Source organism: Micromonospora sp. DT178 (genome assembly GCF_049841695.1).
Lineage (GTDB): Bacteria > Actinomycetota > Actinomycetes > Mycobacteriales > Micromonosporaceae > Micromonospora.
In genome coordinates this window covers 15,607-28,728 of record NZ_JBNCKV010000027.1, presented here as the reverse complement: position 1 = coordinate 28,728, position 13,122 = coordinate 15,607, and the positions used below count along the sequence as shown (strand labels likewise).

8 protein-coding genes and 2 pseudogenes are annotated in these 13,122 nt (G+C 68.7%); 4 read left to right on the top strand and 6 right to left on the bottom strand.

What is annotated here, in order from left to right:
• Window positions 1-78 precede the first annotated feature (78 nt).
• Entirely contained in the window at window positions 79-2,817 is a 2,739-nt protein-coding gene (locus tag ACLQ22_RS30380; RefSeq protein WP_425695331.1) for a beta-L-arabinofuranosidase domain-containing protein, read from the bottom strand.
• A gap of 1,160 nt (window positions 2,818-3,977) precedes the next feature.
• Between ACLQ22_RS30380 and ACLQ22_RS30375 the strand changes: the two genes are divergently transcribed.
• A complete protein-coding gene (locus tag ACLQ22_RS30375; RefSeq protein ID WP_425695330.1) occupies window positions 3,978-4,361 on the top strand; it encodes a DUF4913 domain-containing protein in 384 nt (127 codons plus the stop codon).
• Between the two features lie 322 nt (window positions 4,362-4,683).
• A pseudogene (locus ACLQ22_RS30370) lies at window positions 4,684-5,031 on the top strand (ADP-ribosylation/crystallin J1); the annotation flags it as partial.
• Between the two features lie 1,099 nt (window positions 5,032-6,130).
• Here ACLQ22_RS30370 and ACLQ22_RS30365 read toward each other — a convergent pair.
• The 4 genes and pseudogenes from ACLQ22_RS30365 to ACLQ22_RS30350 all read right to left on the bottom strand — a co-directional run.
• Complete coding sequence (locus ACLQ22_RS30365) at window positions 6,131-6,850, bottom strand: SGNH/GDSL hydrolase family protein (RefSeq protein ID WP_425695329.1); 720 nt, start codon at window positions 6,848-6,850, stop codon at window positions 6,131-6,133.
• Window positions 6,847-7,317: a cupin domain-containing protein gene (locus ACLQ22_RS30360; protein WP_366642781.1), complete on the bottom strand. Its 471-nt coding sequence runs from the start codon at window positions 7,315-7,317 to the stop codon at window positions 6,847-6,849. The genes ACLQ22_RS30365 and ACLQ22_RS30360 overlap by 4 nt, the downstream gene beginning before the upstream one ends.
• An 82-nt stretch (window positions 7,318-7,399) precedes the next feature.
• Window positions 7,400-8,278 (bottom strand): helix-turn-helix domain-containing protein, encoded by an 879-nt coding sequence (locus ACLQ22_RS30355; RefSeq protein ID WP_425695328.1) that lies wholly within the window; start codon window positions 8,276-8,278, stop codon window positions 7,400-7,402.
• A 421-nt stretch (window positions 8,279-8,699) separates the two neighbouring features.
• Window positions 8,700-8,981 (bottom strand): annotated as a pseudogene (locus ACLQ22_RS30350) (ACT domain-containing protein); the annotation flags it as partial.
• A 131-nt stretch (window positions 8,982-9,112) separates the two neighbouring features.
• On the opposite strand from ACLQ22_RS30350, the gene ACLQ22_RS30345 reads away from it, so the two are divergent.
• Both ACLQ22_RS30345 and ACLQ22_RS30340 read left to right on the top strand, forming a co-directional pair.
• Window positions 9,113-10,366, top strand: a complete 1,254-nt coding sequence (locus ACLQ22_RS30345; protein WP_425695327.1) for an NYN domain-containing protein — start codon at window positions 9,113-9,115, stop codon at window positions 10,364-10,366.
• A 366-nt stretch (window positions 10,367-10,732) separates the two neighbouring features.
• A complete protein-coding gene (locus tag ACLQ22_RS30340) occupies window positions 10,733-12,382 on the top strand; it encodes a hypothetical protein (RefSeq protein ID WP_425695326.1) in 1,650 nt (549 codons plus the stop codon).
• A gap of 122 nt (window positions 12,383-12,504) precedes the next feature.
• Here ACLQ22_RS30340 and ACLQ22_RS30335 read toward each other — a convergent pair whose 3' ends face one another.
• Window positions 12,505-12,870: an ABC transporter permease subunit gene (locus tag ACLQ22_RS30335; RefSeq protein WP_425695359.1), complete on the bottom strand. Its 366-nt coding sequence runs from the start codon at window positions 12,868-12,870 to the stop codon at window positions 12,505-12,507.
• Window positions 12,871-13,122: the final 252 nt, after the last annotated feature.

Below are 13,122 nucleotides of genomic sequence, written 5' to 3'. Positions count from 1 at the left end.
GGCTTCCGCGATGCGGGGGTCGGCCCGTCCGGTAGGGAACAGGCCCGGCGCGGGCGCCCGGCCTGTTCCCTACCGCTTCTAGACGAACCGCCAGCGCTGGTCGGCCGACCCGCTGTCGTTGCCGAGCAGGACCTGCGCGCCCTGGCTGCCGGAGCCGCCGCTGACGCCGAGGACTCGGCCGCCGTTGGCGCACTGGATACGGAAGTAGGCGTTACCGCCGTAGCGCAGCCGCCACCGGTGGTCGATTGTGCCGTTGTCGGCCCACTGCACGATCCGGGCGCCGGCCGCGGCGGAACCACCCTCCACGGCGAGCACCTTGCCGCTGTGCGAGTTTCGTAGGCGCAGGTATCCGGCGGTGTCGACGATCGCGGTCCACAGGTGGTCGGCGGTGCCGCTGTCGCCCCATTGGATGACGAGGCCGCCGTCGGCGGTGGACATGTTCTGCACGCCGAGGACGAGCCCACTGGCGAGGTTCTGGATCCGGCGGGCGCCGTTGGGCAGGAACCGCCACTGGTTGTCCAGCGTGCCGTTGTCCTGGTCCTGCACCGCCTGGGCACCCTGGCTGACGGAGCCGTCGATGATGGCGAGGAGCTTGCCGGTGTGCGTGTTGCGCAGCTTGTGCGTACCGTCGCCCACGTCGACGATCGACCAGGTGTGATCGGCCGTGCCGTTGTCGGCCCACTGGAGGATCCGCGCGTTGTCGACGGTGGACATGTTCTCCACCCCGAGGACCTTGCCGCTGTTGACGTTGCGGAGTCGGATCGCCGAGCCGTCGACCAGCAGCTGCCAGTCGTGGTCCGCCGTGCCGCTGTCACCCCACTGGATGGCGAGCCCGCCGTCGGCCGTGGACATGTCGCGGATGCCGAGCACGAGACCACTGGCCGTGTTGGCCAGCCGGAAGCTCGCGACGGTGCCGTCGGCCGTCCCGCCAGCTCGCCAGTACACCGTGTAGTTGTGCCCGTGCGCGTCGTAGAACGGCCCGAGGTTGACGGTGACGCCGTTGGCGACTGCGGTGAAGGCCAGCGCGCTGCTGCTGGTACGGGTGATCGAGCCGCTGGTCAGCGAGGGCAGGTCGCTCAGGGCGGTGTTGCCGTAGTTTCCGGAGAGCACCACCGGGCCGTAGGTGACCGCCTGGACCGCCGCGTTGTCGTTGGCGGCAACCATCACGACGCGCATCGGCAGTCGGACCGTGACCGTGTCGCCGGAGGCCCAGGATCGGGTGAGCTTGGCGTAGCTGCCCGGCGTCGCGGTGACGTTCTGCGGCGTGCCGTTGACACTGACGGTGGCACCGCTCGTCCAGCCCGGGATCCGGATCCGCATCGTCCACGAACCGCCGACCGACCCGGTGACGGTCAGGGTGGTGGTGTCGCCGACCGGGTACGACGTGGTCTGGGCGACCGTGATCGCCCGCTGTGTCCACGTGAGGACCGATGGCATGAACAGGTTCACGGTCAGCGTCGTGTCGTTGTGGAAGTAGATCGAGTCCATCAGCGTGGTATTGGTCTCCACGCCGGTGCCCTGACAGCACCAGAACGAGTTGTAGTCGGTGCTCCAGGTGCCGCCACCCCACGCCGGGCCGACGCCACGACGGCCGCCCGGGTTGAGCGGGGTGAAGTAGGTGACGTGCCCGTGGCTGTCGGCCGGATTCTGTTGGCCGATCATGTGGTTGAGCAGCGCACGCTCGTAGAAGTCGAAGTAGGCCGCCCGGTCTGGGTCGAGCAGCCACAGCTCCCGGGTCAGCTTGAGCATGTTGTACGTGTTACAGGCCTCGCAGGTGTCCGCGCGCAGATATCCGGCGATGGCGTTCGGTGCCCGGAAGTGTTCGGCCTGGCTGTTCCCGCCTATCACGTAGGTGTGCGCGTTGACGGTGATGTTCCATGCGTTGCTGGCGATGTCCCGGTACCGGGTGGTGCCGGTGGCCTTGTACTCGCGGGCGGCGCCGATCCACTTGGGCACCTGCGTGTTCGCGTGCAGCCCGTTGAGCTGGTCGGAATTGGCGGCGAGCGGATTGAACACGGCGTTGTGGTCGAAGCGCTGCGCGGCGGTGAGCCAACGGGCGGTGCCGGTCTGCTGGTACAGGTCGGTCAGGACGGCGTTCATGCCGCCGAACTCGGTGCCCAGCATGGCCTGCATCTGGCTGGCGGTGAGCCGGCCGGTGCGCCAGTCGACCCATCCGGCGAGCGCCAGCAACACGTCGCGGGCCTGGGTGTTGCCGATGAGGCGCCAGACGTCGAGTAGCCCGGCGAGCGTCTTGTGGATGCAGTAGTACGGCACGTTGCCGTTGCTCAGCGTCCGTGCCTCGAGCGCGGTGAAGTCCGACTCGGGGAAGCCGGACAGGTAGCCGGTGTTGAAGCCGGCGGCGCCGTTGTTGGCCTGGCACTTCGCCAGCTCGGCCACCATCTGGTTGGCCTTGTCCCGGCAGGTGGTGTCCCCGAGGACGGCCCAGGCCTGGGCCCAGGCGGTCAGGAGGTGCCCCTGCATGTGGGTGCGGAAGGGGAACGTCGGCGCGTCCCAACCCCCGTTGGGGGTGGCACCGGCGGTGGAGAGCCGGTGGTTGGCGCGGAAGTTGTAGAGCAACCGGTTGACATCCACGAAGCGCAGATAGTTGAGGGTGCGGTTCTGGTTGTCCTGCCAACGGCTCCCGGTCAGCCTGACCTGGCTCGGCTCGAACGCGTGGGCGGAGACCCCTATGTCGGCGCGGGCCGGGGGCAGGGCGGCACTGGCGGCACCGGCGAGGGCGGGGCCGGCGGCGCTCGCGACAGCGGCTCCGCCGGCTGCCTTCAGCAGGGTACGACGGTTGACGAAGGGGGCGGGCATGTCGGCCTCCGTTGGTGGTGGTGGCGGGGTGGTGGGCTCGCGCGGCAGCGGGATCCTCACGAACTGATCCGGAAGGTGGCGTCCTGCCGCCTGCCCCGGCTCCTCGCGGCGGCGTCCGGCAACCCGCTCCTGTCGGCCGGTGGCACTGGAGGGCGTGCTCAACGAGTTGGTGCGCCAGCAGCATCCGGCGGTGTGGATGGCAGCCGTGGCCGCCCCTGGTGCGACGGCGAGGTCGGTGGCGGTGGCCGCGCCGGCTGCACTGGGCGAAGCGCGTGCCAGGCGCCTCGTCTGCCGTGAAAGCGCATCGTGTGCGGTCCCCACGAGCACGGTCGGGCCGGCGGCGCTTCACCGACCCGTCAATGGCGAATCAATGGGTAGACTTCGATGTTATCGATAACATAGCGTCGGCCTCGGCTTCGCGCAAGACCTGGTAGTTCGCTCAGGCACGCCGTCCGGCACCGTGGCGACGGTGAAGCACCTGAGCGCATCGCTGCCGGTGGCCCACGCAGGACCGGCTCGGAGGGCGTGTCGGATCACTCGGTTTCGCTGCCACGCCCGGGTGGCTCAGGTCGCGCCGATGGCGATGTGTTTCCGGATGCTCCAACGATCCAGTTCGTTAGCGATAACAGTGGCCCTCGCCGAACGACGGATCGCGAATCCTCGATCGTCGATGCGGGTCGCGGGTGTAGCGACATTGCTCTGCGACCTGGTCAGGATGGCGGGCGATGGGGGCCTTCCGCCCGTGTCCACGGGCCAGGGACGCGAACGGCCAACGCGTCGGCATCTCGGCATGCAACGGGGAGCGGCGGCTCGGCTGCGTCACTTCAGCGGGCTGGTCCGAGAACGTCTGTGTGATCATGCTGCGGCGGAGACCTGCCTCGCACCGCAGTCGATGAGCACACCGAGAGGCACGTTGTGGCCGCGGGGCATTACGGATCGGCCAGCCACGACGAAGCCGTGGCCCAGCAGCGCCGCCTGGGCAGTACCTTCGCTCCGCTGGTCGTCGGCGGAAAGGTGGACCCCCTCGTGGCTGCCAAGCGGCCGGCGACCGGGGTATCGAAGCGGGTCCGGGCGGTGACCCGATGACTAGCGTGGAAACCTCAAGTCCCTTCGGCGAGGTGGACGGGACGACAGAGGACCTCGCAGCACAAGTTGCGCTGTTGACCAGGCAGGTCGCCGAACTTCAGCAGGTTGTCGCCGACCGCGCGGCCAGCGGCGGCGGGCAGGGGCAGCCACCGCTGTACGCGACCGTCGAGGAGTGGGTCCGCGACTACCTCCTGCCGGGATTTCCCCGACCGGTCGGTGAGGTCGGACTGGTGCGGTGGCACTGGTGCGAGCAGTGGTGGCGTCACGACGAAGCCGTGACCCGGCTGACCGCCTTGTGGTACGGGTGGGAACATGCCCGGCTGGAAATGACCGGAATGCTCGGCTGGCTGCGCGAACTGGACCACCACCTGCCGATGCTGCTCGGCCCCGACGGCCCGTTCCGCTCCTGCGTTCCTGGCATCGACGACAGCGCTGCCAGACACATGGACCCCCCGTAGCCGCCTTCGAGCAAGCGCCAGAGCAGTGGTGGGACTGGTGGGATACCGAGTAGGGCAGGTTATCCACAGTCGCTCGTGTGCGGGAAGGAGGTTGGCCACCGAAGCAGCTTCGGCGTTGGCTTGTTAGCCCGAGGCGGCCCGGCGTTACCATCCGACGCGCTGTTCTCGGCAGCTCCGATCGTCTCCGACGCGCTGTCGGCGGTGCAGATCCGTGCACCTGAGCTTCATGTGTCATCGGCCTAACCGAACTGGCCGCGGTAACGTCCGAGGCCGACAGCGTCAGAAAGGCGCAGGCGTGGCTCGCCACGATCACGCGATAACCATGGTTGCAGGGAGCAGACTCATCGACGTCTCCGACACGATCACCCTGTGGCGGCCCACCGGGCAGGCCGAACTCGACCTTGTGGCGGCGTCCGGATGGCGGGCTTGGCCACCACGCCTGCCGGACCAGCCGATCTTCTATCCGGTACTCAACCGCTGGTACGCCACAACGATCGCCCGCGAGTGGAACGTTCCTGCTGGTGGCGTCGGCTACGTGACCCGGTTCGAGGTTCAGCGTGCGTACCTGGACCGTTACGAGGTTCATCAGGTCGGTGGCCGCGACGTGCTGGAGTATTGGATCCCCGCAGAGGAGCTTGCCGACTTCAACGCCCACATCGTCGGCGCGATCATCGAGGAAGCCGACTACCGGGGTCCCGTGGGCGGCCAGGAGTTCACCGACGCCCACCACGCGCTGGGCAGAGCGCTACCGGCCGCGTGGCGGGCCTACCTGCAAGGTGCGTCGTGGTTCCGGCGAGGGTGGATGACAGGCGGAGCCTATGTTTGGCTCAACACGCCACGCGAGGTGCTCGAGCTGCATGACGCATGGGACGAGAGCACCGACGCGCACCCCGGCATCGCGATCATCGGCGGTGACGGATCCCGTGAGCGGCTCGTGCTCGACCTGCGCAGCGACCCCGCACCGGTGCTGCTGGTCGACATCACCAGCAGCGGATGGGACAACGCCATCCGGCAAGCCGATGATGTCGGCGAGCTCATCGACCGCATCGAGGCGGGCACCTTCGCGTTCGACTTTGAGGATTAGCGAACATCGGCGAGCGGTCCAACGAGCACCTCGGCAGATCCGGATGCTCGTTTTTCAATTCACGTCGGCTCAGGTCTGCCTGGCAAGGCCCCGCGAGGCTCGTCGCTGCGACACCCGAGGGACAGGACCATTTGGTACTTCACTCCCCGGACGGCCCAGCGCCATCGCACCCCGCAGTGATCACGGTAGGGACTCCGCCGCAGTAAGTCCGGCATTTACTGCGGCATCTCTCACCGCAGCCCTGAGCGTCAAGCGGTGCTACACGCCACCTGGCCGTAGCTATACGAGAACAGGGCCAGAACGGAAGGCGCCTGCCGGTACTCGGCAACGGCGGGACGGGGCCGCACCCTGCGCCCGTAGCCAGCGCTTTTGTCCCGGGCCTCGGACGAGCAGCACATGGCGTCTTACCGATCGACACCGAGCTGCTGCCCGAAGCCATCGACATCCAGCACGGGCAGTGCCTCCCGAACTGCCCGAGAAGCGCTGCTTCTCGTCATCGACAGAGCCACCGGCTCGCCGAATGGGGTCGCGGTCAACGACAGCAGCCGCCACGGGACCGTGACCCAGGTGCCCTCGCGCTGGTCACGCAGCCAGACGAGCCGGATGGCGTAGGCGTTGACCGCCTGGATCGGATGCCACCTCCGCGCGGTAGATGGCATTCCGACTGGCCGGGCGCCGGAACCAGCTACGCGCTCTGGGGCAGCAGACCGGCGTCGATGACCTCAGCGATAAGGGTGGCGCCGCGGCTGTTCTGGTGGATGTGGTCGGTCGTGAGCACGAGACCTCGCCGCCGCGAGATCGTGTCGAGGCTGCGACGCAGCACTGCGTGCTGGACGAGGACGCCGACGACCGCTGCGGGCGTTACCTCCCGGTATGAAATCGGTGGCGGGTCCGCTTGGCGCAGTTCCTCGATCTGGCGTTCGTGGAGCGGAAGGTAGGCCACCTCGTTGGTGGCGGCGACCTCGGCGATCATCCGGCTGTACGCCTCCGATGCGTGTGCCGCTGCTCCGTCGAGTTGTTGGCCGAGTACCGGTAGCGACAGCAGACCGATCGTCGCGTCGGTCTCCGCTCGCAGCCGTGCGACGACGGCTCCCAGGCACTGTTGGAACCAGCCGGCCGACGGGCGATCGGGGAGCTGTTTGCGCTTCATGGCCTGCTCGACGGGGTAGCCGGCAAGGCTCGCTCGGGCGTCGTTGGTCCCGATCAACACGGTGATCACATCGGGTGGGTTCATGACGACAGCATCGAGGCGCTGCAAGAGGTTGTAGGCGAAGTCGCCGTTGGCGCCGAAACGGGCAAGCTGCACGTCACCGGGAGGGCGGCGTCGTCCGAGTAGATCCAGGTAGTCGACGCTGAACTGCGCGCGGGTGAGGCTGTCGCCGAGGCACGCGATGCTTGTCCTCACGGCGCTTCCTCCGGGCTGGGCGTGCCGACGCGTTCGGTCGGGCGGGTGTCGGTCCGAGGACGGTGGTCGGTGCCGAGGGTCGCAGTGATGGCCAGGATGGACGTCGGCCCCTCCATGTCAACCACGTGCCATACCCCGGCCGGGTTGATGGTGGCCTCGCCCGGCCCGAGCAGAACGCGGTCGGGCAGCCCGTCCACGTCGCGGGTGACCGTCACGGACCCGCTGAGGCAAACGACCAGTTCGTCGCCTGCTGGGTGGCTCTCCCAATGGTCGCCGAGCCCGTCGCCGTCGAAGATCATCACCATCCGGCCCTCGGCGCCGTCTGCCGCGACTGCGGCGCTGTAGGCCTGGAGCACCTCCGGGTCCCAGGTGAAGCCCTCGACGGGTTTCGCTCTCGATCCCAGTCCGAGGTGCACGGGGGTGGTCCGCAGGTCCATGGCATTGCGTTCGTGGTTGACGAGTCTCATGCCGACGATCGTCCACGCCAGCGATCGGGCGGTCTTGAAGAAAAGGGAAGAGAAGCCGACGCGACGGGCAGACGGTTGGCGGCTACCCGGCTCCGAGGAGGGCTTCGCTGCGACGCCAGGCCGTCGGCGATCGGCCCGTGAACTCGCGCCAGTCCCGCACGAGATGGGCCTGGTCGGCATAGCCAGAGACGGTTGCCACATCGCCCCACGGGAGCGGGTCCTGCGCCGACGCCAGTTCGTGCGCGTGCTCGAAGCGCAAGACTCGGGCGAAGGTCTTCGGCGACAGGCCCACCTCACCGCGAAACCGCTCGGTGAGGTACCGACGGCTCCAGCCGAGTTCTGCGGCGACCGCACCAACCTGGACGCAACCCTGCGCGGCGACGAGGCGGCGCCATGCCTCGGCTACCTCGGGGCGCACCCAGCGCACATGGTCGCCGCAGGCGCCACGGCCGACAGCTCGGAGGAGCAATTCGTCCAGCGCAGTGAACCGCGCCGCCCATGTTGTCGCCGATCGGAGCCGGTCGACCAGCTCGACGGCAAGCGCTCCGAGAAGCTCGTCAAGTGGGACCAGTCGGTGGGCGAGTTCGGCGGCGGGCATGCCGTAGACGGCCCGGGCCCCGAGCGGTGTCAGCGATACCTGAACACCTTGCTGGCGTCCGTCGTGGTGAATCGCGACGGACCGGCACATCAGACCGCCGGCCACGCTGCCGAATCGGGTGACCGGCGACCCGTCGTCAACGCCCGCCGCCACCTCCAAAGGATCTGACAGGCTGATCACCGCAGTGAGCGCGCGGCTCGGCGGGCCGCAGTGCACCCCCGTCGGGAGCCCGCGGAGGTCGAAGCCGACATACGAGTCGACGTACTCCCGCAAGGCGGGCGCCGGACGTGCACCGATCCCGGTGGCCGTGTGGTCCTCCATTTTCGTCAGTGTACGAGCCGCCCAGCGCAGGAAGATCACCATCCAAGGACTGATCACCGCCGTTTGCGGCTGGTGACGCGGTTCTTACCAGCACTCCGTCACGCAGCGCTACATGTCCGTTGGCCGTAGCTATACGAGAACAGGGCCGGGGAGTGCGCCACCGCCGCGGCCAATTCCCCGGGAGCCCCCGCGCTGATCGCGGACGGCAACGGCGAGTACCGCGGGGACCTACCGGCGCATCCTCGACGCCGGCCACCCCGTCCTGACCGTCCCCGACACCGACCCGAGCACCGTCGCCGAGCAACTGCGTGCCAAGCTGGACCAGGCCCACGAACACCGCCAGCGCCAGGCCGGACAGACGCTCAGCCTGGCCGCCGGTGCCTGACCTCGCACAGCACCAACGAGAAGCGGCGCCCGAAGCCATAAGGGGTGGCTTCCTGGACCGGTGTGGCCTACCTGACGCGTCGACATTGCGGACCGCGGCCAGCAGGTGGCCCAGGTGCTTCGGGTCGGCGATCTCGAAGCTGAACCGGCTCACCGCCACCCGGTCGTGGGTGGTGGTGACGGTAGCGGAAAGGATGTTGACCCGGTCGTCGGAGATCGCCCGAGCTACGTCAACGAGCAGCCTATGTCGGTCGAGTGCCTCAACCTGGATGGCCACTAGGAACGTCGAGGTAGAGGTGGGCCTCCATTCCACCTCCACTGTCTGCTCTCCCTGAGCGTGCAAGCGGCTGGCGTTGGGGCACAGCGGCCTTCCTCTACCCGCTGGTCCTCGACACTCGTCCTGGCGGCACGGAACTGGGGGTCGAACGGTCGACGCCGGGCACGTCCTCGGCCGTCTATGGTCGATCAGTCCACGTTCCCGGAGGTAGCGCCATGGCCGAAGCCCCGCTCGCTTCGTATCGCCGTGCGGCACTATTCGTCGACTTCGAGAACGTGTACATCGGTTTGCGCAACTCAAGCCCCGACGCGGCTACGGCGTTCGCCACTGACCCTGGCCGTTGGGTGCGGTGGATGGAGCAGGATCTCGGCCCATTCCGGGTCGACGACGACGAAGTCCCGCGGGTGCTGCTACGCCGGATCTGCTACCTGGAGCCGAGCCATTCCGGCAAGTTCCGTTCATACTTCACTCGGGCCGGGTTCCGGGTCGTGGACTGCCCGTCGCTGACGAGCATGGGCAAGAACAGTGCCGACATCCACATGGTGCTCGACATCCTCGACACCCTGACCCACCCGACCCGGTTCGACGACTTCGTCGTCCTGTCGACCGACGCAGACTTCACCCCCGTGTTCATGCGGCTGCGGGAGCACGACAGGACCTCGGCGATGCTGGTGAGCGGGCCGACCGCCGCCGCGCTGCAGTCGGTGTGCGACTTCGCGATTCCCGACATCATGTTCATCGAAGAAGCCTTGGGTCTGAGCCCGTCGCAAGCCGGAGTGGACCAGGTCCGCACCCCCGTGCCGCAGCCACGCGCGACCGCTGCTGCGCCGATCGACCGCGACAGCAACAACGTGCGGAACCGCCTCGAGGCGGCGGTGCGGCAGCTTGTGGCACAGTCGACGACACCGGTCGACCTCGCCTCCGCAGCACACTACGTCCGCAAGACCGTGGGACGGGAGGCGACGACAAACTGGGCCGGGGCGGGCGGGTTCAAGCAGTTCGTCGCGGCAATCCAGAGCGACACCCTGGTGCTGGAGCCGCGCCACCCCGGCTGGCTGCTCGACCCGGGCAGGCATGAGCTGGTCCAGCCCGCGAGCGCGCCGGAGATCGCCGAACGAGTGAGCCGGGTTGTCGGAGCACCGCTGATCGGCACAGACGCCTACCAGGCACTGTTCCGGTCGATCGCCGAAGAGGGTCGTGCCAACCCCGCCTTACCACAGGCGCAGGCGGAGGAGGTGATCCGTGAGGCGTGCGGCCGGCGGGGACACACGGTCACGAGGAGCGCGATCCACTTCGTGCTCATCGGCCTGAAGTACAGCGGGGTTGAGTGGCGGGACGCACGACACGACGCGGCGAACCTCGCCTCGGAGTTCGCCGGTAACGTGCTGCGGCTGACGGTCAACGCCCGGATGGAGTTGTCGGAGGCGGAGCGGGCCGCGGTGTGCGCGTGGATCCAGGACGAGCACTGAACCACGCTTAGTACTGCAACGGCAGTAAGCGAATCGAGTTCGGCTCGCGTTCGTTGGTCTGCCTGTGACGGATGTTGATGTTGACCGTTGGCATGCGGAGCTGGACCGGTTACACGCGACGCCGTCCCCGGGCACTGGGAAGGCGACCTGTCGCGTCAGTCCTCGAAGTTGGCCGCGCTCGGCCGCATGCCACAGCCGCGCGGTTGCCGTGAGCGATCGTCTGCTGTGCCCCGTGTAACGCCTCCGAGGAGTACATCGCCCTATACCAATGGGTGGCGATCTTGCCTCCCGCCCCGGCACCGGCCTCCGATCACAGGCCGCCGGCCCGCCGGGCATCACGGGGTATCAACCGAAGGGAGACCGCTCATGCGGTTCCGCACAGTGGCCCGCTCGGCCCTGGCGTCGACACTGGTCGCGGCGGCCGGGCTCGTCGCCGCCGTCGCACCTGCCCAGGCCGCGGACACCAGCACGGCTCTGCAGGGGGTGAAGTTCGTCAAGGACATCGCCGCCGGGAACGGCCGGCTCTTCATTTCCGCCAGCGACCGGATCGTCGTCGCCGATGACAGCGGCACCCCGATCGGCGCCATCACCGGCCTCGTCGAGCCGAACGGCCTAGCCGTCACGTCGGACGGCAGCCGCCTCTACGCGGCGCTCAACGGCTCGAACGAGATCGCCGAGATCGACACCGCGGCCCTTGCCGTCACCCGGCGGTTCGACCTGGCCGCGTTCCCCTACCCGACGTACCTGTCGCTGGCCGGCGACCGTCTCTGGGTCGGGCACGGTCCGACCAACAGCTGGAGCGGCGGTGTCGTGGGTCTCGATCTGTCCGCGACGACGCCCGAGCCGGTCCGCATCGCCAGCGGCCTGTACGGCCCGCCGATGGTCGCCGCCGCCGGGTCCACGGTGGTGGCCGGCGAGAACGGGATCAGCCCGGCCGACCTGTACGTGTACGACGTCAGCACCACCCCCGCCACCCTCCGCGGGGTGATCGACGGCCACACCCACAGCCTCGGCCGCCTGCGGGACATCACCATCACGGCGGACGGCTCGAAGGCGATCACCGCGTTCGACTCGCCGTACCGGTACGACATCTGGGATACCGCCAGCCTTACCCGCGTCGGCGCGTACGGCGAGGAACCGACCTTCGTCGGCTTCCCGCACGCGGTCGCCCTCAGCCCGGACGGCGCCCACGTCGTCGGCGCACGCGCGTCGCGGGACCGGATCGAGCTCGCCGGCCCCCGCATCGCGGTGTACGACGCGGCGACGACCACGAAGCGACACACCGCCGACAACCCGGCCGGCCAGGTGGTGGAGGGCGCACTCACCTTCTCCGGCACCGACGCGTTCACCGTGCTGCTGGAGATGTCCACCGGGCGCTACACGCTGTGGCGGCTGCGGGGTGCCACCCTGGCGCCGTCCTCGGTGAGCGCGACCGCCCCGGCCACCGGGACCGCGCTCGTACCGCTCACCGTGACCGGCCGGCTCACCCTGTCCGACGGGTCGGCGCCCGGCGCGCAGCCGCTGGTGGTGACACGCCGGCACCCGGACGGAACCAGTGCGACGCTGGCCCCGCTGACCACCGCCACGGACGGCACCTTCAGCATCACCGACACGCCGCCGGTCGGCGGGAACCTCCACTACGAGGTGCTCTGGGACGGCAACTCGGCCTTCCGCTGGAGTCAGGCGACGGTTACCGTCGAGGTGGCCCAGCGGCCGTCCACGCTGAGCCTCACCGGGCCGAGCACGGCCAACACCGGCCGGCAGCTCCGGTTCAGCGGTGTACTGGAGACCCCCGGGCGGCCACTCACCCCGGGCACCACGCTGAGTGTGTGGCGCATCGTCGACGGCGAGGACATCACCACGGTCTACCTCCCCCCGGTGACTCCAGCCCAGGACGGGAGCTTCCGTTTCACCGACACGCCAGACGCGGCCGGCGAGTACACGTACACCGTGCAGTGGAACGGCGACCAGACGTTCCTGTACGCGCGGACCGAGCACGTCGTCGTGGTCCGGTAACCCGCGCCGTGGCTTCGATGGGGCCGATCTCCGTCCGGGGGTCGGCCCCGTCCCGTGTCCGGCGACGCGACAGCCCTCGGCCGGGGCCCGGCGCAATGCCGGCTCCGGCCGAGTTCCAGGGGTCAGCCCTTGCGGCCCTGGGTGGCGACGCCCTCGATGAAGTACCGCTGGCCGAAGCTGAACAGCAGCAGCATGGGCAGCGTGACGAGCAGCGAGGCGACCATGACGTACTGGTGGTCGCCCTGCCCGCCGGCCGTGGGGCTGTACTTCGTCATCGCGTACGCGATGACGAGCGGAGCGGTGAAGTCCTCCACCGACTCTGCGTCGAGGTAGATCAGCGCGCCCTGGAAGTTGTTCCAGGCCGCCTGGAACTCGAACAGGAACACGATGATGAACGACGGGATGGAGAGCGGCATGGCGATCTTCCGGAACAGCTGCCAGTAGCTCGCCTCGTCGATCCGGGCTGCCTCGAACAGTTCCCGGGGCAGGCTCAGGTAGAACTGCCGTTGCAGGGATCAGCGCACCGTTGTGCGCACAGCAGCTGGGGTGTGCCGCACGGCGCCGCCGGGCATCAGGTCAACTACCGCTGGGCCAGCGTGGTGGTCTGTCCGGAGTGTGGGGCCGGCCTTCTGGAGCGCTTTGATCATGACTGCTTCCATCCGCCCTGGGAGGAGCCGTGGGACATGGACTGGTCGTGGCTGGTCGATGCGGACGGGGTTCAGCGATTGACGTCTGCTCTC